Annotated in this window: 17 protein-coding genes and 1 other RNA gene; 6 read left to right on the top strand and 12 right to left on the bottom strand. The window is 37.9% G+C overall.

The features are described 5' to 3' along the window. Positions 1 to 16: 16 nt before the first annotated feature. The 11 genes from miaB to O9A_RS02610 form a co-directional block, all read right to left on the bottom strand. The gene (gene miaB, locus O9A_RS02555) at positions 17 to 1393 is read right to left on the bottom strand and encodes a tRNA (N6-isopentenyl adenosine(37)-C2)-methylthiotransferase MiaB (protein WP_034458492.1); all 1377 of its coding nucleotides are present in this window, start codon (positions 1391 to 1393) and stop codon (positions 17 to 19) included. A 44-nt stretch (positions 1394 to 1437) separates the two neighbouring features. Further along, on the bottom strand, positions 1438 to 1917 hold the full coding sequence (gene rimI, locus O9A_RS02560; RefSeq protein ID WP_034458494.1) for a ribosomal protein S18-alanine N-acetyltransferase: 480 nt from the start codon (positions 1915 to 1917) through the stop codon (positions 1438 to 1440). Further along, entirely contained in the window at positions 1917 to 2600 is a 684-nt protein-coding gene (gene tsaB, locus O9A_RS02565) for a tRNA (adenosine(37)-N6)-threonylcarbamoyltransferase complex dimerization subunit type 1 TsaB (protein ID WP_034458496.1), read from the bottom strand. The genes rimI and tsaB overlap by 1 nt, the downstream gene beginning before the upstream one ends. 579 nt (positions 2601 to 3179) lie before the next feature. Continuing rightward, a complete protein-coding gene (locus O9A_RS02570; protein ID WP_034458498.1) occupies positions 3180 to 4208 on the bottom strand; it encodes a YeiH family protein in 1029 nt (342 codons plus the stop codon). A gap of 73 nt (positions 4209 to 4281) precedes the next feature. Further along, on the bottom strand, positions 4282 to 4887 hold the full coding sequence (gene recR / locus O9A_RS02575) for a recombination mediator RecR (protein WP_034458500.1): 606 nt from the start codon (positions 4885 to 4887) through the stop codon (positions 4282 to 4284). A 33-nt stretch (positions 4888 to 4920) separates the two neighbouring features. Beyond that, entirely contained in the window at positions 4921 to 5247 is a 327-nt protein-coding gene (locus tag O9A_RS02580) for a YbaB/EbfC family nucleoid-associated protein (protein WP_034458502.1), read from the bottom strand. A 14-nt stretch (positions 5248 to 5261) separates the two neighbouring features. After that, positions 5262 to 7202: a DNA polymerase III subunit gamma/tau gene (locus O9A_RS02585; protein WP_034458505.1), complete on the bottom strand. Its 1941-nt coding sequence runs from the start codon at positions 7200 to 7202 to the stop codon at positions 5262 to 5264. A gap of 225 nt (positions 7203 to 7427) precedes the next feature. Next, positions 7428 to 7525, bottom strand: an RNA gene (ffs, locus tag O9A_RS07640) — signal recognition particle sRNA small type. Positions 7526 to 8504: 979 nt separating this feature from the next. After that, positions 8505 to 8912 (bottom strand): hypothetical protein, encoded by a 408-nt coding sequence (locus O9A_RS02595; RefSeq protein WP_034458509.1) that lies wholly within the window; start codon positions 8910 to 8912, stop codon positions 8505 to 8507. A 472-nt stretch (positions 8913 to 9384) separates the two neighbouring features. Further along, complete coding sequence (locus O9A_RS02605; RefSeq protein WP_034458513.1) at positions 9385 to 10248, bottom strand: prephenate dehydratase; 864 nt, start codon at positions 10246 to 10248, stop codon at positions 9385 to 9387. Beyond that, a complete protein-coding gene (locus tag O9A_RS02610; RefSeq protein ID WP_034458515.1) occupies positions 10245 to 10976 on the bottom strand; it encodes a 3-deoxy-manno-octulosonate cytidylyltransferase in 732 nt (243 codons plus the stop codon). Before O9A_RS02610 ends, O9A_RS02605 begins: the two co-directional genes overlap by 4 nt. Positions 10977 to 11082: 106 nt before the next feature. Here O9A_RS02610 and O9A_RS02615 point away from each other — a divergent pair, with 106 nt between their 5' ends. The 4 genes from O9A_RS02615 (at position 11083) to O9A_RS02630 (ending at position 15642) form a co-directional block, all read left to right on the top strand. Next, positions 11083 to 11640 carry a c-type cytochrome gene (locus O9A_RS02615; protein ID WP_034458517.1) on the top strand — a complete coding sequence of 186 codons (558 nt, stop codon included), beginning with the start codon at positions 11083 to 11085 and terminating at the stop codon, positions 11638 to 11640. 131 nt (positions 11641 to 11771) lie between these two features. Continuing rightward, positions 11772 to 12893, top strand: coding sequence for a microcin C ABC transporter permease YejB (locus O9A_RS02620; RefSeq protein ID WP_034458519.1), 1122 nt, complete (start codon positions 11772 to 11774; stop codon positions 12891 to 12893). After that, positions 12893 to 14035 (top strand): ABC transporter permease, encoded by a 1143-nt coding sequence (locus O9A_RS02625; protein WP_034458521.1) that lies wholly within the window; start codon positions 12893 to 12895, stop codon positions 14033 to 14035. Before O9A_RS02620 ends, O9A_RS02625 begins: the two co-directional genes overlap by 1 nt. Next, positions 14032 to 15642: an ABC transporter ATP-binding protein gene (locus O9A_RS02630; RefSeq protein WP_034458523.1), complete on the top strand. Its 1611-nt coding sequence runs from the start codon at positions 14032 to 14034 to the stop codon at positions 15640 to 15642. The genes O9A_RS02625 and O9A_RS02630 overlap by 4 nt, the downstream gene beginning before the upstream one ends. On the opposite strand, the gene O9A_RS02635 is transcribed toward O9A_RS02630, so the two are convergent. Next, complete coding sequence (locus tag O9A_RS02635) at positions 15588 to 16376, bottom strand: molybdopterin-synthase adenylyltransferase MoeB (protein ID WP_034458525.1); 789 nt, start codon at positions 16374 to 16376, stop codon at positions 15588 to 15590. The two genes, O9A_RS02630 and O9A_RS02635, sit on opposite strands and share 55 nt — an antisense overlap. A gap of 87 nt (positions 16377 to 16463) precedes the next feature. Here O9A_RS02635 and gshB point away from each other — a divergent pair, with 87 nt between their 5' ends. Both gshB and O9A_RS02645 read left to right on the top strand, forming a co-directional pair. Beyond that, positions 16464 to 17402: a glutathione synthase gene (gene gshB / locus O9A_RS02640; RefSeq protein ID WP_034458527.1), complete on the top strand. Its 939-nt coding sequence runs from the start codon at positions 16464 to 16466 to the stop codon at positions 17400 to 17402. A 150-nt stretch (positions 17403 to 17552) separates the two neighbouring features. Further along, complete coding sequence (locus O9A_RS02645; protein WP_034458529.1) at positions 17553 to 18599, top strand: substrate-binding domain-containing protein; 1047 nt, start codon at positions 17553 to 17555, stop codon at positions 18597 to 18599. The last annotated feature ends 28 nt before the right edge of the window (positions 18600 to 18627 follow it).

Raw genomic sequence — 18627 nt, forward strand, 5'->3', positions numbered from 1 at the left:
GGCATGAGAGCTATGCTTATACATTTGCAATTTCACCAACAAAACTGTTTGAGCTTGTACTTTTAATATGAATTGGGACTACGCTGCCCGTAGAGGCTTGTGTATCCACGACAACAGGTAAAAGCCAAGGTGACCGGCCTACCATTTGCCCAGAGTGACGTCCAGCTTTTTCGATAAGAACGTCTGTTGTTTGACCAATTTTAGAACGCAAAAATGCATTTTGTTGCTCCAAGAGAAGGATTTGTAAATGTTGAAGCCGGGCATCTTTTACAGCTTCCTCAACATAATTTTTCATTGTTGCACCAACTGTTCCAGGTCGAGGTGAATATTTAAAAGAGTATGCTGAACTGTATTCCACTTGTTTAATAAGTTTAATGGTTTCTTCAAAGTCTTCATCTGTTTCTCCTGGAAATCCTACAATAAAATCTCCTGAAAAAGCAATATCTGGTCGTGCATTACGAATTTTTTCGATAAGTTGAAGATAATGAACACTTTTGTGTTGGCGGTTCATTGCTTTTAAGATGCGATCTGAACCCGATTGAACAGGCAAATGCAGATAAGGCATCAATATGTCAAGATCTCGGTGTGCAGCAATAAGACTGTCATCCATATCTCGTGGATGACTGGTTGTATAACGCAAACGCTTTAAACCATCCAATTTGGCAAGGTGATAAAGAAGATCACCAAGACGCCAAGTTTTACCATTCACATTTTGTCCATGCCAGCCATTCACATTTTGTCCAAGCAGGGTAATTTCCTTGACACCAGCTTCAATGAGTTGACGGGCTTCCTCGGTAATTTGCTCGACAGATCGGGATATTTCGGCACCGCGTGTGTAGGGAACAACACAGAAAGTACAAAATTTATCACAGCCTTCCTGTACTGTTAAAAATGCACTAACACCTCGTTTTCTTACAGCATGTTTATTATGAGGCGGTAAATGGGCAAATTTATCCTCAACAGCATAGTCTGTTGCAACAATTTTTTTCCCCTGTTTGGTTTGTTCTAACAAGTTCGGCAAGCGATGATACATTTGCGGTCCAATAACGAGATCTACCGTTGGTGCACGGCGCAAAATTTCACTTCCCTCTGCTTGTGCAACACAACCAGTTACACCAACCATCAAGGGCTTGTCAGGTGTACGTTCTTGACGCATAACCCGCAAGCGACCAAGATCTGAATAGAGTTTTTCTGCTGCTTTTTCACGGATATGACAGGTATTAACAAGAATAAGGTCAGCGTCATTTGGTGTTTGTGTAGTGACATAACCCTGTGAACTGAGACTATCAGTCATCCGTTGGCTGTCATAAACATTCATTTGGCACCCATAGGTTTTGATAAAAACCTTTTTAGGAGCAACAGGAGGAATATTTTTAGGATTTGCTTTATTCATAGCGCATTTGTAAATGTTTTTTACGCAAATCTCAATCTATTTGCTTAAAAGTTTTTTTGCATAATGATTGCATCTGTGCGGCTATTTTTTGATTGGTAGTAGGCAAAGCGTTTAGCAATTTTTTGAAATTTAAAACCTTGATAAAGGCTCAAAGCAGAAAGATTGGTTTCTTCTACTTCTAAGAAGAGTTTTAGAGCGCGTTCGTGGTGGAGATGGCGAAGTGTACTATCAATAAGCAAGGTGCCAATTCCTTGTCGACGACAATGAGGGTGGACAGCAATTGTGATAATTTCGGCTTCATCAAGAATGAGACGGCAGAGGCAAAAGCCTAAAATTTTATCAGGGCGTCCAATAAGAGAGGCTTTGTACCCGAAGATAGATTGATCTGTTAAGAAATGGTCAAAGGTTTGTTTTTTCCAAGCAGGGACAAAACAATGCTGATGAATTTGATGAAGGAGAGCACTATCATCAGTTTGTAGTGGAGCAATCCAAAAATGTTTTTTTTTCAATAAAAGCTTAGACATTATTTTTTTCGTGGTAGAGCAAAATCAGTTTGTTGCTTTGCGTCAGCACTCTGTAAATAGAGTGGACGGGGACGATCTTGTAGTTGTTTGTTTGCTGCAAGATGAGCATAGCTTACAATGTCAGCTGTCTCGCAGAGGGTTTGATCTCGTACGATTTTTTTGTTTACCTTATTGTTTTTAATATGCAGAGCAATAACATTAGCTGCTGGACCGATGAGTCTTGTTTTCTGCGGTAAATCTTCGATAATATTTTCGATTGTTTTTAAGCCTGGGGCCCCTAAAGGGGAAAGATCTTCGTTGAAGTTTTGATGGTAGAACATATCTTTACCGGCTTCAATGACAACGGTGATTGCTAATCCAGTATTTTTATTGCTTGCCTGCACTGCTAATGCTTCAAGTGCGCTTACTCCAACAGCTGGTATTTCGAGCGCTAATGACAAAGCGCGTGCTGTTGCAACACCTACACGCACACCGGTAAATGATCCAGGCCCAATATTGACAGCAATGCGATCAACTTGATCAAGAGTTATATTCGCTTGGTTGATTACTTGTGCGATATATCCAATAAGTTTTTCGGCATGTCCTTTGTTTATACGCTCGTTGACACGAGCAATGACAGATTTCTGACGAATAAGCGCAACGGCACAATAAATTGAAGCAGTGTCTAGAGCAAGGATAAGCATAAAAATATTTTAGTTGAATAATATAATAAACAAAAGACCTACAGTATTTTTTAGTCTTTTTTTTGTGTGTGTTTTGCAATATTTAAAGAAGGTTGTTAGGATCAATAAGCAACAATATATTTTTTATTGAATGCGGTGGGTGTTGATTTTTTCTCATGCTATCCTGTTGTAATACAGAGTGAATAAAAGCAATTTAAGAGAAAGAAGCCATGAAATCCCATTTGTTTATTTTCTAAGTAAGAGCATATTCCGTAGGCTTTTTGTAAAAACATTATTTTGTGAGAGAAAATGCAATAAAAAAAGCGGCATTGTTTTGTGATGAATGATGTATTTTTGTGTTATGCTGTTTAGTTGCAAGAAACTGTCTGCTGAAAAGCCGATTGAATAAGTAGTTTTATAGCTTGCTACTCTTTCTACTAAGTTTAAAGTAATTTGATTGTTTATATAAGTTGTAAAAATGATAAAGAAAGTCTTGGAATTTTAACCCATTTTGATAAAAAAGCTGCTTCAAGAGTGGCATGTCTTTGGAATGATTGTATGCTGAATTGAAAAAAGCAAAAATATTTAAAAACCAATATTTCAGAATGTTATAGGGTTTAAATCATTCAATTGGATCATGATAAGACTGCAAACACCGAGGATAAGTATGGAGCAGGTTGAAGCTAGAATGACGCGCCATCCTGCTTTTTTAAAGGATCGGATATCAACGCCTAAACCTAATGCTGCCATTGAAATGACAGTGAATAAATGAGCAATAAATTTAATGGGGATGAGAGTCCTTTCAGGAATAAGACCACTTGAGCGGATGAGCATCATAATAATAAAACCAATGATAAACCATGGGACGAGAGTGTGTAGGCGCAATCGTGTTTGTGCTGATCGATGATAGAGGATTGACAGAGCAAAAATAAGAGGACCTAACATTAAAACGCGTACCAATTTAACAACTGTTGCAATTTGAACACTCACAAAAGAGACAGATGCTGTTGCTGCTAAAACTTGTGGTACAGCATAAACGACCATGCCGGAAAGCACGCCATATTGGCTAAATGACAAATTCAGAAATGGATGTAAAAAAGGGAGAAGTAAAATAATAAAAACTCCTAAAAGAGCAGTAAAAGCAATAGATGCTGCTACCTCTTCATGTTTTGCTTTAATGACAGGTGCAACGGCGACGATTGCTGAATTTCCACAAATAGCATTCCCGCAAGCGACGAGCATTGCTAAATGCGAAGAAAGTCTGAAAAGTCTGCCGATGGTAAAGCTGAGAATAAGCGTTACAAGTATAACAAATATAATACTAGCAAGTAAATTCCAACCGGCTGAAAGAACCGTATTAACGCTAATACTTGCTCCTAGAAGAACAATAGCAATTTCAAGAAGTGTTTTGGCACAAAAAATTATACCTTTTTGAAAATATTTTGGCAAAGTAAAACAACTACCGGTGATGGATCCTAAGAGAACTGCCAAAACAAGGCTTTCAAACCATGCTTGCGTGAAAAGCTGTTTTTCTAAGATTTCTAAACCATAAGCTAAGGTTGATATGAATAAACATGCTAGGACACCCGGAGCAAAGTCGTTTAAAAGTGTGATTTTTTTTTTAATCATTTTAATGTTTCTACCCATAAATCAAAGAAATGATAATAAATAATAAAAAGAGATAACGGGTAAGAGAAAAAAATTAAAGATTTGTTCTTGCCTGTAAGGCTGCTGCTAAAGTTCCATCATCAAGATAATCAAGTTCACCTCCTACAGGCACACCATGAGCAAGTTTAGTAACTTTCACTGAAAAATTGGAAAGTTTATCAGTGATATAATGTGCTGTTGTTTGTCCTTCAACAGTGGCGTTGACAGCTAGAATAATCTCTGTAATTGGGTTTTCTACAACACGCTGTATTAAGGGGGCGATGTTGAGTTCATCAGGACCTATCCCATCTAAAGGAGAAAGCCTGCCACCCAATACATGATAACGTGCGGCTAAAGTTTTTGCACGCTCTAGAGCCCACAGATCAGCAATATCTTCAACAACAATAATTGTTGCATCATCACGGCGTGGATCTTTACAAATCGAACAAGGATCAATTGTATCTACATTTCCACAAATAGAACAAATGCAGACTTTTTGTACTGCGGCTTGTATTGCTACTCCTAAAGGTTCCAGCAGTGTTTCCTTTTTTTTGATAAGATAAAGCACAGCACGACGTGCTGAACGCGGACCAAGACCTGGTATTCGCGCTAAAAGCTGAATGAGACGCTCAATCTCAGGTCCTCCAATGTGTTTAGACATACTCTGGTTCCAAAGGATTCGGTAAAATTTGGTTCATGAGAACGGGAGTTTGAAATTGGGTGGAAGTGGTAGCCCTGCTGTCATGCTTTTGGTTTTTTCTTGCATAGTTATTTCAATTTTTGTTTTGGCTTCATTATAAGCAGCCATAATCAGATCTTCAAGGATTTCAATTTCTTCAGGTTTAAGTAATGAAGGATCAATTTTGATTGCTGTTATAGTGTTTTTACCGTTTAAGGTGATGGTGACAAGTCCACCACCAGCAGTCCCCGTTATTTGCAGATTCGCCATTTCTTCTTGAATTTTCTGCATTTTTTCTTGCACTTCTTTGGCTTTTTTCATCATGTTTATCATATCACGCATAGGAATAGGTACCCTTATTCATCATTGATATCACTTTCATTTTTAAAGGTATCGGCATTTTTAAAGGTATTAAGGAGTAAATCAAGGTCATTTTCTTGTTTATTTAGACGAATATCGACAATTTTTGCTTCTGGAAAATGATCTAGAATTTTCGCGATATCAGGATCTGCTTTTGCATTGGAAAAAAGAGTCTTTTGGGTAGCCATACTTTCTTCTTGTAGGGTTGGTCCTCCTCCTTCATTAACAAAGGTTATAGTCCAACGTTTTTCAGTCCACTGATACAGCATTTTTTTTATATCACGCTTAAGTGAATGTGGAGCATTTTCAGAAATCCTCAAAATGATATGTCCTGGTTCAAAAGAAACAGGGTGAACAAATTCTGTAACAAGAAGTTTAAAAGGGATCTCATTATACTGTTCAGCTAATTTAACAATATCATGCAAGGAATCAATAACTATAGCTTTGGTTTCAGTGGTTTGTTTTGGTGTGTGCGTGGAAAGATACGGTAAATTTGCAATATTTTGAGGAGGAGCAACAGATTGAGAAGTTTCAAGAATTTCTGTGACTTTAGAGGGATGAGAGCTTTCGAGGTTTTGAACGCTGAGGGAACTTTCCGATTGTAATGAACAATCTAATTGGTTTTCTAAGGATGTTTTGCAATCTGGCTGGTGTGATGACGTGTTTGCAACTTGTGAAGAAGGACAAGCGTTTGTAGCTTCTATTTTTGTTGTATTATTTGCATTTGCGGACTCTTGATGGGCAGAATTGGAAACGATTGTGAGAGGTACTTTTTCTTGCGTGAGCTTTTTTAAAGCTTCATCAAGAGTTGGCAGATCTGTAACATGAGCAAGACGAATCAATAACATTTCAGCGGCTTGAAGTGGACGTGCGGTTTGATTCACTTCTCGTAAACCTTTCAGTAACATTTGCCAGTTTCGGGATAAAACAGGAACGGAAAGTTTTTTTGAAAAATCTAAGCTTCTCAAACGTTCATCTTCAGTAAGCGAAAGATCTTCTACTATCTCTGGTGTGAAATGTAAACGTGTGACCAGATGGTTGAAATCGGCTAATTCTGTCAATATGGCAAGGGGATCAGCGCCGGCATCATATTGGCTACGTAACTCATGGAGTGCATTGACAACGTTGCCCTTCATGATGAATTCGAAAAGATCAATAATACGAGTTTGATCAGCTAATCCTAACATTGCGCGTATTGCAACAGCGCTGATTTTGCCCTTGCTGTGAGCAATTGCTTGATCAAAAATAGAGAGTGCATCTCGTGCAGAGCCTTCTGCAGCGCGTGCGATCATGGAGAGCGCTTGATCCTCCACTTCCACATTTTCATGTTGAGCAATTTGGCGTAGATGCGCACTCAAAGCTGCCGATTCAATACGCCGTAGGTCAAAACGCTGGCAACGTGAAAGGATCGTAATAGGAACTTTATGAATCTCTGTTGTTGCAAAAATAAATTTTACATGCGGTGGTGGCTCTTCAAGTGTTTTCAATAAGCCGTTAAATGCCTGTGTTGAGAGCATGTGCACTTCATCAATAATATAAACCTTATAGCGTGCAGAAACAGGACGATAACATATTTGTTCAATAATTTCACGAATATCGTCAATACCTGTATGTGAAGCTGCATCCATTTCGATAACATCAATATGACGTCCTTCAATGATTTGCGTGCAGTGTTCCCCAAGTGTATTCAATAGGGTTGTTGGTTGGTCAATATCTTTTGTTTTATAGTTTAGTGCACGTGCTAAAATACGTGCTGTTGTGGTTTTTCCCACTCCGCGAATCCCCGTGAGCATCCATGCTTGTGCAATGTGTCCTGTTTCAAAGGCATTAGTAAGAGTACGCACCATCACTTCTTGACCAATGAGGTCGGAGAAATTTTGAGGTCGATATTTACGAGCAAGAACACGATAGGTTGTTTCTACCGGCATATCTTTCATCAATGATTCCAATTTTAAAGCGTTTGTAAGACACTTTTGATAACATGCGAGACAAAGTTAATACTTATACTCTAATATAAAAGGATTTTTTCTCAATCAATTTATTTTTTAAGGAGTAAAAATATTGGCGTAAAAACAACCAAATCTCTTTGCTATAATCGAAAGTTACTCTGAAAATTGAAGAAAGAAACTAAAAAGCAACAAAATATAACTTATCCGGTTAAAATAGGAGGCTGGTACGGTGACCCGTACCATAACTCGTTAGGGCTGCTTCTTTCCAGACCTGACCCGGTTGGCGAGCAGTGCGTCCACCACCAACCTCCCACATTGTATATTGTCGATTTAAAATGGAAAATCAAGCTAAGAAGCGAAGAATATGGAAAGAACGACCAAAAATTTCTTCTTTGAGCTTAATTTATGCATTACGCATTACAAATATGTTCGGGATTTATCAATGTTTATTGTGACAGCATTCTACAGTGATTTGTTATGAACAAAGCATACGCTTTTTTCACATAATGGGTTTGGAACAGATAGCTCGTTGGCTAGGATGAGGAATTGAGTGGCAGAAGGATGTATTTTATAAAGTTTCTAAACAAATTATGGGAAATTTGAAACAGTAAAAGAAGGGATAAAGCATAAAGTTCATTCAAGTGGTTGAAGTTAGAAAATAAAGGAGAGAAGATCATTTTTGAAGAGCGCAATTTAATCCGTATCGGTATTTTATCACTTTAAATAGTTGATGCATTCTTTAACAGTGAGAGAAAAGGGGTTAATCTTGCTGTGAGCAAGCTTTCATGACTGTAATCTGAAACGCACTTTAATTGTGAGTTTTTGCGTGACTAAAAAATGAAGCTAGGATCGCTCATGATTACTTTGGTATTCATTTTACTATTAGCATATAGGACATAGTTATCATTTTACATTTTTGCTCTGTTTTAGTCAGATGTGGAACAAAGTTACAGACTTTTAAATGGGGCTTTTGTTATTTATCTGTTTGTGTATATGATTTACATATGATGGAGTTTGTAAAAATTATGAGAAGAGCTAATTACAAAGTTGGATATAATGTTCTTATAAAGGAAATTGTCTTTATATGACAAAAATACAATGCAATTCAATTTTTTACAAAAGTCCTTTAATGTTTTATTTTAATGGATAATTTGACTTTTTTTGGCAAATATTAAAAATTCGAACTTATAGAATCCTGGGTTTTGAAAATTCAACACGCTTGAGTGTGAAAAAGGTCTACCTAAGCAATAGGATAGACCTTTTCGAACTTAAGAGCTCTTAGAAAAATTATTAATCATAATCCCCTGAATCACAATTTGTTCCAATAACTTTTCTCTTCGTAATATTTTTAAAAGTGTATTTTCCTGACGAAGGGAAGCTTAAATCAAGAGATTTTACACCGTTAAGCGTAAATACCTTATTTTCTTTATCATGCGTTATTTTCTTTTCATCGTCAGCTACAATTTTTAGTTTATCCAAATCAGAAGGAGTAGAGTACGATAAAGTAAATGACACTTTCTTTGGTTTGAATGCCTTGCAAGAATATTCAACGCCTTGATGTACTGTATCACCTGCTCTAATAGTAACACTTTCATTTAAATCAAAATTCCATTTTTTTTCACTAAATCCAGCAAACGCAACAGTGGAACACGCAAGAATATTTGCAGCAACTAATCCTTGAGTAAAAATTTTTTTCATTATATTTTCCCCTCTTATCCTAAAATATCAATTAATTATAAATCAGTTTTTATAAATATGAAAGATTGAATTTAACTCAGAAATGCAGAGCTAAATTGCTCTTTTAACTTTATAAAACCTCTTAAAATTATTCCATTTTGAGATAAACTATCCTAGAAACATCATTTGTATTCTAAAGGAATTATCTCTTATATGAGGGATATGAATAGTCACAGAAACTCTTGTTTTTGGTGCGTGCATTGTTTCTTTAGTATTGGTTTCGTTTTGGCTGAATTGATGTCCATTTTTTGCAAGAATATTATAGGGATAATTTGAACATTTTGATAGATGCTGCCACTTATTTTGTTCTTTAGTATCCATAACAAAAAGCTACCCCCGAAAAGAAGGACCTTTCTTCCTAGGATATTATATCATGAGAGATTTTTAGGATACTCTTCAATGTCCACGGGAAATTGTACAATTTAATTGATTTTTATATGCGTGATCTCCAATCATTTTTAGCAGGATAAATGCCAATAATGCGCAATTCAGCAGAAAAGAAAGACAGCTCATCTAGGGCGAGTTGCATCATGGGGTCTTCAGGATGCCCTTCAATGTCGACAAAAAATTGTGTTGCATTAAAATTGCCACCAATTTGGTAGCTTTCTAATTTTGTCATATTAATGCCGTTTGTGGCAAATCCTCCCATAGCTTTATAAAGTGCAGCTGGAACATTGCGGACTCGAAAAAGAAGGCTAGTGATAATTTTTTCGCCATTTTGGGGTTTGGGTACATGCCGTTGAGACCGTGAAAGGATGACAAAACGGGTAATATTATGAGGGCTATCTTCAACATTTTTTTCGAGAATATCAAGTCCATAGAGTTCTGCTGCGATCAGAGGTGCTAAGGCTGCTTGTGAACGCTTCCCGTTTTTTTTAATAAATTTTGCAGCTCCAGCTGTATCAACAGAAATGACAGGTTGCCAGCCATTATTACGGATGATTTTACGGCATTGTGCCAGGGCATGCGCGTGACTATGAACGGTTTCAATTTCTGTATGTGTAACACCGGGTAAAACCATTAATTGAAAATGAATAGGCAAAAAATATTCATCAATAATATAGAGAGATGATTGTGGTAAAAGGTGATGAATATCGGCAACGCGGCCAGCAAGAGTATTTTCAATAGGAATCATAGCAAGATCAGCTTGTCCACTTTCTACTAAGTTAAGCGCATCTTCAAAAGTTGTTGAGGGTAGAGCATCCATATTGGGAAACATATTAGAACAGGCGATATGGGAATTAGCGCCATATTCTCCTTGGAATGAGATTTTATTGGTTTTTTTAAGTGTCTTCATGCTAAAATCTTGCGTACCCTCTCGAGATCACGTTGTGTATCGACCCCTAAGGGAATTGTATCGACTATTTCCACATCGATACGCATATTATGCTCTAGTGCGCGTAATTGTTCAAGTTTTTCACGTTGCTCTAGTGGAGAGGGTTTAAGCGCTACAAATTTCTCGAGTGCTTCGCGTCGATAGGCATATATCCCAATATGATGGTACAGGGGACCATCTCCATAAGGCGCTGTCGCGCGGGTAAAATAAAGAGCACGAAAACGATTATGAGAAAGCGGTGTACCAATAATTTTGACAATATTCGGATCTGTTTTTTCATCTTCTTCAACGATTTTTGCACCCAAAGTTGCAATATCAGTTAAGCTATTTTCTAAAGGGCGTAAAGAACTAATGATGTCATGGGGCGTTATCGTTGGCAGGTCACCTTGTACATTCAAAATGGCATTGTAGCGTCGTTCAGGATCAATATGGATTAAAGCTTCATAAATACGATCAGATCCAGATTTATGATCACGACATGTTATGATACATTCATATCCATAAGCGGTAACGGTTGTGGCGATATCATTATGATCTGTTGCAACGATAATACGCTCGAATGCGGCTTTTTTTGCCTGTTCAGCAACATGAACAATCATTGGCTTTCCAGCAATCTCTGCCAGAGCTTTTTGAGGAAGGCGGGTTGAGCCTATACGAGCGGGAATGAGAATAATTGGTTCAAGAGCCATTGCAAAGTTCCAAATATTGTGTGTATGATGTGTTTATAATGTTGTGTATTATATGGAAAAAGCTTAAACTAAAAGCAGGAATGACGATATAAATGTCTGAGTTTTTATGAATCGCTCGAGAATTGTCTATTTTGTTTTTGCTTGCTTATTTTTGCTGATTGTCTTGGTGGGGATTTCCATACTAAGCAACACGATTTATGATAATTCTACATCGGTTCAACCTTCTAAGGTTACAAAAAATGATAGACTCAAAGAGAAACAGCAGATATCTGATACTCCTTTATCATTAAACGATCGTCTCCGACAAGCCAATCTTGAAAATGGGCGTAAGATTTTTCGTCAATGTGCTCTATGCCATACCTCGGGGCGTCATGAATCTAGTCGTGTTGGTCCAGCACTTTGGGGGATAGTTGACCGTCCTTTAGCAGCTAGGACAGATTTTGTTTATTCACGTATATTGCGTGCAAATTCTGATCAGAGATGGAATTTTGTGGCTTTGGATCGTTATTTGCAATCACCACGTGAAGCGTTTCCAGGAACAATTATGTCTTTTCCTGGGATCAAAAATGACCAAGATCGTGCTGATCTTTTGCTTTATTTACGGGGTTTATCTGCTGATCCTATTCCCTTACCAATGGATAAAAAAGAAGACAAGCCAGGCTGAACTATGTCAGAAGCGCCTATTTTATGAAGAGGTGCAATTGTTTGTAATTTGAGTTTCATAGATTTATCAAAAAAGATGTATCATTATTTTAAATTGACTCGATCGACTGTATCGGAAAGTGAAAATAAAAAATGGTGGTCTATATTCTCCGGCGTCTTTTTCTGCTTATACCGACACTGATTGGTATTTTAACAGTCACCTTTATTATTATTCAATTTACACCAGGAGGACCTATTGAAAATATTATTGCTCAGTTACAAGGAATAGGCGGTGATGCTGTAGGACGAGTGGGTGGTGGGAGTGATCTTGGTCTTTCTTCTGATGTTGTTTTGGATGGCGCAGCTGTTGAATTGTCTTCTTCTGGAGTTTTTAAGTATCGTGGTGCGCAAGGATTGGATCCAGAATTTATTGCCAAGCTCGAAAAGCAATTTGGATTTGATAAGCCGCCTTTGGAGCGTTATTTGACGATGCTGGGTCGTTATCTGCGTTTTGATTTTGGCAATTCTTATATACAAGGACGTTCAGTTATTGAATTGATTAAGAGTGCTTTACCCGTTTCTCTTTCGCTTGGGTTTTGGCAATTGTTGATTTCATACTCTATTTCTATACCGTTAGGAATTCAGAAAGCTCTTAAAGAAGGTGCGCCTTTTGATGTATGGACAAGTGCACTTATCATTATTGGCTATGCCATTCCGAGTTTTCTCTTTGGTATTTTTTTAATGGTTTTTTTTGCTGGAGGGTCTTTTTTAAATTGGTTTCCGTTAAGCCATTTAACGTCTGATAATTTTGACCAATTATCCTTTGGAGGTAAAATATTAGATTACCTTTATCATTTGGTTCTTCCGTTAACTGCAATGATCATTTCTTCTTTTGCTACAACGACCCTGCTAACAAAAAATTGCTTTCTAGAAGAAATTCGTCAACAATATGTTATTACAGCACGCGCTAAAGGTTTAAGTGAACGCTCAGTTCTTTATGGCCATGTTTTTCGTAATGCAATTTTAATTGTGGTTGCCAGTTTTCCTGCAACTTTTATGGCATCATTTTTTAGCGGATCTTTGTTGATTGAAATGCTCTATTCATTAAATGGTATGGGGCTTTTAAGTTATACGTCTATTGTCAATCGTGATTATTCTGTTGTATTTGCTTCTCTTTATATTTTTTCGCTCATTAGTCTGATTGTGAGTCTCATTTCTGATATCGTTTATATGTTCATTGATCCACGTATTGATTTTGATAAAAAGGATTTGTGATGCAAGAGACAAAAGGTAAATGTGCGCAAAGTTCTAAGTTGCAGAAAGAGTCTTTTTTTTCTCCCTTAAATGTACGTCGTTGGCACAATTTTAAGCAAAATCGCCGGGGTTGGTGGTCTTTATGGCTCTTTTTATTTTTGTGTTTTTGTTCTTTTTCGGCAGAGTTCATTGCTAATGATCGGCCAATTATTGCTTCTTATAAAAGGGAGCTGCTTTTTCCTATTTTTTTTGATTATCCTGATGAAAAGTTTGGTGGAAATTTAGCCGTAGCGGATTTTCGCGATCCTTTTATTCAAAATGAAATTGCTAAGCACGGTTGGGCGTTGTGGCCGCTAGTGCGTTATTCCTACAACACAGTTGTGGGGAATAGAACGGTAGCATTGGCTCCACCTTTTTGGCTTCAAAGTAAAGAGGAACGTTGTATCAATTATGCGCAGGGAAGTGCTGATCCAGAATGTACAATAAGCCGATGGAATTGGCTTGGAACAGACGATCTGACACGTGATATTTTCGCCCGCGTTTTATACGGTTTTAGAGTATCGATAGTCTTTAGTATTCTTTTAACGGTTGCTTCCACGATCATTGGTGTAACAGCAGGTGCTATTCAGGGATATTTTGGTGGTTGGATTGATTTAATCTTTCAGCGCTTGATTGAAATATGGTCTTCAGTACCGTCACTTTATCTAGTTATTATCATGGCTGCGGTTTTGGCACAGGGCTTTTGGGTATTATTGGGAGTTATGCTCCTGTTTCAATGGGTGATATTGGTTGGTGTGGTGCGGGCAGAGTTTTTGCGTGCCCGCAATTTTACCTATGTTAATGCCGCACGTGCTTTAGGAATTCCTAATAGCACTATTATGATGCGGCACTTATTACCTAATGCGATGGTTGCTGCCTTGACCTATATGCCCTTTTTGTTAACATCGGGTGTTTCATTACTTACATCACTTGATTATTTGGGATTTGGTCTTCCTCCTGGTTATGCTTCTTTAGGTGAATTGATGCGGCAGGCTACCACTAATTTGAACGCTCCTTGGATTGGTATTGCAGGGTTTATTGTTATTGCTGTTATGTTGTCGTTGTTGGCATTTATTGGTGAAGCAGCGCGCGATGCTTTTGATCCGCGGAAGACATTACAATGACGAATTTGCTTTCAGTTCGTGATCTTTCAATTGCATTGTACCAAGGGCAAGAACAAAGATACATTCTTGAACAAGTTGCTTTTGAAATTAAAGAAGGGGAGACAGTTGCTCTGGTGGGAGAATCCGGTTCTGGAAAATCGATAACAGCATTGTCTATTTTGCAATTATTACCTTTTTTTAAAACGCTTTATCAATCGGGAGAAATTCTCTTTAATAATAAGGATTTATTAAAACAGAAAGAAGAAGATTTGCGTAAAGTCCGTGGTAAAGATATTGCTATGATTTTTCAGGAGCCGATGACCGCTCTTAATCCTTTGCATAATGTAGAACGCCAAATCGGTGAAGTTATCAGAATGCATTCAGATATAACAAATCAATCACTGCGTGCGCATATTATTGATTTGCTAGCACAAGTAGGAATTCATGAACCGCAGAAACGTTTGGAGTCATTTCCTCACGAATTGTCAGGTGGGCAACGGCAACGTGTGATGATTGCAATGGCGCTTGCCAATAGTCCACGATTATTGATTGCTGATGAGCCAACAACGGCGCTTGATGTGACTGTTCAAGCACGCATTCTTGAGCTTTTGGTACACCTTAAAAAGCAAAACAATATGTCGATGCTTTTTATTACTCATAACTTAGCTATTGTGCGTCGTATTGCGGATCGCGTTTATGTGATGAGGAAGGGAAAAATTGTTGAAAGTAGTTCAACTAATCAATTGTTTGCAAATCCCCAACAGTTCTATACAAAACAATTGTTAGCAGCAGAACCTAAAGGCCATCCTCTTCAAGTGGACAAGAATGCGCCCATTTTGATGCAAGGTAAGAAAGTTCGTGTTTGGTTTCCGATTAAAAAGGGTCTATTGCGCCGCACAAAGGGTTATTTAAAAGCTGTTCAGGATATAAATGTTACAATTCGTGTTGGTCAAACACTTGGTGTTGTAGGAGAATCGGGTTCAGGAAAAACAACATTAGGGCTTGCACTGATACGGATGTTATCTTCCAAGGGACAAATTATTTTTGATGATATTGATATCAGCAATTTTACTTTTAAGAAAATGAGTTCTTTGCGCCGTTATATTCAGATTGTTTTTCAAGATCCTTTCGGTTCACTTTCTCCGCGTATGCCTGTGAGTGAAATTATTGCTGAAGGATTATCAGTTCATGAACCAAGGCTTTCTTATTCTGAACGCAATGACCGTGTGATTGAAGCTTTACATGAGGTTAATCTCGACCCTTCTACTCGTTATCGTTATCCTCATGAGTTTTCTGGTGGGCAAAGACAGCGAATTGCTCTTGCACGTGCAATCATCCTCAAACCTCGCTTTATTATGCTTGATGAACCAACGTCTTCTCTTGATGTAAATGTGCAGGCACAGATCATTAATCTTTTACTTCATCTGCAAAAAAAATATCATTTGGGTTATCTGTTTATTAGCCATGATTTAAAAGTTATCAGAGCGCTTGCACATGAAGTGATTGTTATGCGCAATGGAGAAATGGTTGAATATAGCTCTGCTGATCATATTTTTTCTCGTCCCCAAAAGTCTTACACACAAAGCTTGATGGCTGCTGCATTCGCATTGGAATCTGATCGGTTATAAGTAATGATTTTAAATTGCGCTGACAATCCATTATAAAGGAGAATTTTCCCTACTAAAGGTTCACCGATGTTTGTGATAAGTTTAATGGCTTCCATTGCTTGGAGTGTACCGATGACTCCGGGTAAAACGCCGATAATTCCAGTTTCAGCACATGTTGGGAGGGTGCCGGGAGCTGGTGGATTTGGGAATAAATCACGATAGTGAGGGTTATTGTCTTTATAAGGCATGAGCACCGTCAAGGAGCCATCAAAACGTTCTACAGAACCGCTTATTAAAGGTTTGGCACATTGGGCTGCATGATCAGCAAGCAGATAGCGTGTGGCAAAATTATCACTTCCATCAACGATGATGTGATAGGCGTTGAGCAGTTTATCCACATTACTTTTATCTAAGCGTAGATTGTATTTTTCAACCGTAACATGAGGGTTTATTGCGTTTATAGTAGCTTTAGCACTGTCAGTTTTACACTGGTTAATCGTATTTGTTTTATGAATCACTTGGCGTTGTAAATTGGAAAGCGAAACGATATCGTCGTCAACAATTCCAAGGGTGCCAACGCCAGCAGCCGCCAAATATGTAAGAACAGGGGCACCTAGACCGCCTGCACCAACAACCAGAACACGTGCAGTTTTGAGCTTTTGTTGTCCCACACCACCAATTTCGGGCAAAATGATGTGACGTGCGTAGCGTTTTATTTCTTCACTGCTTAATTTTGTATTAGCTTCTTGTATCATAGATTTTCTCTTGTCATAGTTTTTTATAGTTTACTAAGTTTATGGCGCATAGATTAGTCTGCTTTCAGTTATAGGGAGGTTTTATTCATGAAGATTGCCATTCAAATGGATCATATTTCAACACTTCAAATTCAAGGGGATACGACATTTGCACTTGCTTTAGCAGCACAGGAACGTGGACACTCACTCTTTCATTATACACCAGATCGTTTGTTTATGCGCGATGGTTGTGTGATTGTAAAATTAGAAGCATTGACAGTACATGATAAAGAAGGAAACCATTACCAATTGGGGAAACCTATCCGCATGCAGTTAATGGATATGGATGTGGTTCTTTTACGTCAAGATCCTCCCTTTGATCTCAATTATATCACCACGACTCATTTATTAGAACGTGTTCATCCTAAGACATTGGTTGTGAATGATCCGGCATGGGTGCGCAATAGTCCAGAAAAAATTTTTGTAACTGAATTTCCTGATTTAATGCCAGAAACATTAATTACGAAAGACATTGAAGAAATAATGGCTTTTAGAGCTACCTTTGGTGACATTATTATCAAACCACTTTACGGCAATGGGGGAGCGGGTGTTTTCCATTTAAAACAGGATGATCGCAATTTAGCATCACTGTTGGAAATTTTTGCACAAATTTATCGAGAACCTTTTATTATTCAGCAGTATTTGGATGCCGTGCGAAAAGGGGATAAACGAATTATTTTGCTTGATGGTAAACCTGTTGGAGCGATTAATCGAATTGCAGCACAAACAGATGCGCGCTCTAATATGCATGTTGGAGGGCGGGCGGAAAATATTGATTTAACAAAACGTGATTATGAAATTTGCCAACGCATTGGTCCAGCTTTAAAGGAACGTGGTCTTCTTCTTGTGGGGATTGATGTCATTGGAGATTATATCACAGAGATCAATGTAACATCTCCTACTGGCATTCGTGAAATTAAGAGTTTTGGTGGCACGGATATCGCGCATCTCTTTTGGGATATCATTGAGTTCAAGCATTCAAATTAATTTTTTTCATTAAGAGCTAAAAGATAATTTTATCAGAAAAATTATGAATATTATTTTTTTATGTTTGTTATGCTGCAAATGTGAATTAGAATTCAGATGATCATAGAGTACGAATAAAAGGTCTTGATTCACATGCGAGGGAGTTTATGGATGATCAGATTATTATCCGTTGGAGTAGGAGTGTTTTTTGCCGTTTTGTTTTCAGTGCATGTTGGAAATGCACGCGATCAAATTCAGATAACTGGTTCGTCTACCGTTTTACCGTATCAAAAAATTGTTGCTGAGATATTTGGAGAAATTTACCCCTATTTTAAGGTTCCAGTGATCGAATCAGGTGGAACGGGGGCTGGTATTAAAGAGTTTTGCCGTGGCATTGGGGAGAATGCAATTGATATTGTGAATGCTTCGCGGGCAATGAAGGTCAGTGAATTACAGTCTTGTTTTGGTGCTGGTGTAAAAGATATTGAAGAAATACGTATTGGATATGATGGTATTGTTTTTGCAACAGATATAAATGGTCCTGATTGGAAATTACAGCCAGTGGATGTTTATAGAGCGCTTGCTGCTCGGATTATGAGAGACGGAAAATTGCAACCCAATAACGTTTCAAAATGGAGTGCAGTTAATAGTGCTCTTCCTAGTTGGACGATAGCAGCTTATATTCCTGGGGAAAAGCATGGAACGCGTGAAGTTTTTGAAGAAAAATTGTTAGCTACGGGCTGTAAGGAGAGTGGAGCAGTGGATGCAATGAAGTCTTTGGGGATGGATGATAAGGCAATACACGCTGCTTGTATTGCTGTGCGTAAGGATGGTAAAGCCATAGATATTGAAGGTGATTATTCTGAAACATTTGCGCGTTTAACTTCTAATAAAACAGGGGTTGGTGTTTTTGGTTTGTCTTTTTATCAAAATAATGTTGATAGATTAAAGGTTGCAGATATTAGTGGTTTTACACCAACTGTTGAAACAATCTCTAGTGGCGAATATCCAGTTTCTCGTTCACTTTTCTTCTATGTTAAGAAAGCGCATTTAGGTATTGTTTCAGGTTTGCGGGAATATGTAGACTTTTTTCTTTCTGATCAAATGATTGGTCCCAATGGTCCGTTAGCTGAATATGGTTTGGTCGTTGCTTCTGAAAAAGAGCGCCAAGCGCAGCGTTCTGCTTTTTCTGCTGGTAGAGTGATGAGTTTAAAATAATTTTCTGGATTTACCGGTGTAGGAGTTT

Origin of the sequence: Bartonella koehlerae C-29, assembly GCF_000706625.1 — a bacterium.
Lineage (GTDB): Bacteria > Pseudomonadota > Alphaproteobacteria > Rhizobiales > Rhizobiaceae > Bartonella > Bartonella koehlerae.

What these genes read in the sequence shown, in the direction of transcription:
- recR (WP_034458500.1), bottom strand. Translation starts at nt 4,887, where the DNA reads ATGTCTAAACACATTGGAGGACCTGAGATTGAGCGTCTCATTCAGCTT.
- O9A_RS02645 (WP_034458529.1), top strand. Translation starts at nt 17,553, where the DNA reads ATGATCAGATTATTATCCGTTGGAGTAGGAGTGTTTTTTGCCGTTTTG.
- O9A_RS02625 (WP_034458521.1), top strand. Translation starts at nt 12,893, where the DNA reads ATGCAAGAGACAAAAGGTAAATGTGCGCAAAGTTCTAAGTTGCAGAAA.
- O9A_RS02580 (WP_034458502.1), bottom strand. Translation starts at nt 5,247, where the DNA reads ATGCGTGATATGATAAACATGATGAAAAAAGCCAAAGAAGTGCAAGAA.
- O9A_RS02605 (WP_034458513.1), bottom strand. Translation starts at nt 10,248, where the DNA reads ATGAAGACACTTAAAAAAACCAATAAAATCTCATTCCAAGGAGAATAT.
- O9A_RS02620 (WP_034458519.1), top strand. Translation starts at nt 11,772, where the DNA reads ATGGTGGTCTATATTCTCCGGCGTCTTTTTCTGCTTATACCGACACTG.
- O9A_RS02630 (WP_034458523.1), top strand. Translation starts at nt 14,032, where the DNA reads ATGACGAATTTGCTTTCAGTTCGTGATCTTTCAATTGCATTGTACCAA.
- miaB (WP_034458492.1), bottom strand. Translation starts at nt 1,393, where the DNA reads ATGAATAAAGCAAATCCTAAAAATATTCCTCCTGTTGCTCCTAAAAAG.
- O9A_RS02615 (WP_034458517.1), top strand. Translation starts at nt 11,083, where the DNA reads ATGAATCGCTCGAGAATTGTCTATTTTGTTTTTGCTTGCTTATTTTTG.
- O9A_RS02610 (WP_034458515.1), bottom strand. Translation starts at nt 10,976, where the DNA reads ATGGCTCTTGAACCAATTATTCTCATTCCCGCTCGTATAGGCTCAACC.
- rimI (WP_034458494.1), bottom strand. Translation starts at nt 1,917, where the DNA reads ATGTCTAAGCTTTTATTGAAAAAAAAACATTTTTGGATTGCTCCACTA.
- O9A_RS02570 (WP_034458498.1), bottom strand. Translation starts at nt 4,208, where the DNA reads ATGATTAAAAAAAAAATCACACTTTTAAACGACTTTGCTCCGGGTGTC.
- O9A_RS02595 (WP_034458509.1), bottom strand. Translation starts at nt 8,912, where the DNA reads ATGAAAAAAATTTTTACTCAAGGATTAGTTGCTGCAAATATTCTTGCG.
- tsaB (WP_034458496.1), bottom strand. Translation starts at nt 2,600, where the DNA reads ATGCTTATCCTTGCTCTAGACACTGCTTCAATTTATTGTGCCGTTGCG.
- gshB (WP_034458527.1), top strand. Translation starts at nt 16,464, where the DNA reads ATGAAGATTGCCATTCAAATGGATCATATTTCAACACTTCAAATTCAA.
- O9A_RS02585 (WP_034458505.1), bottom strand. Translation starts at nt 7,202, where the DNA reads ATGAAAGATATGCCGGTAGAAACAACCTATCGTGTTCTTGCTCGTAAA.
- O9A_RS02635 (WP_034458525.1), bottom strand. Translation starts at nt 16,376, where the DNA reads ATGATACAAGAAGCTAATACAAAATTAAGCAGTGAAGAAATAAAACGC.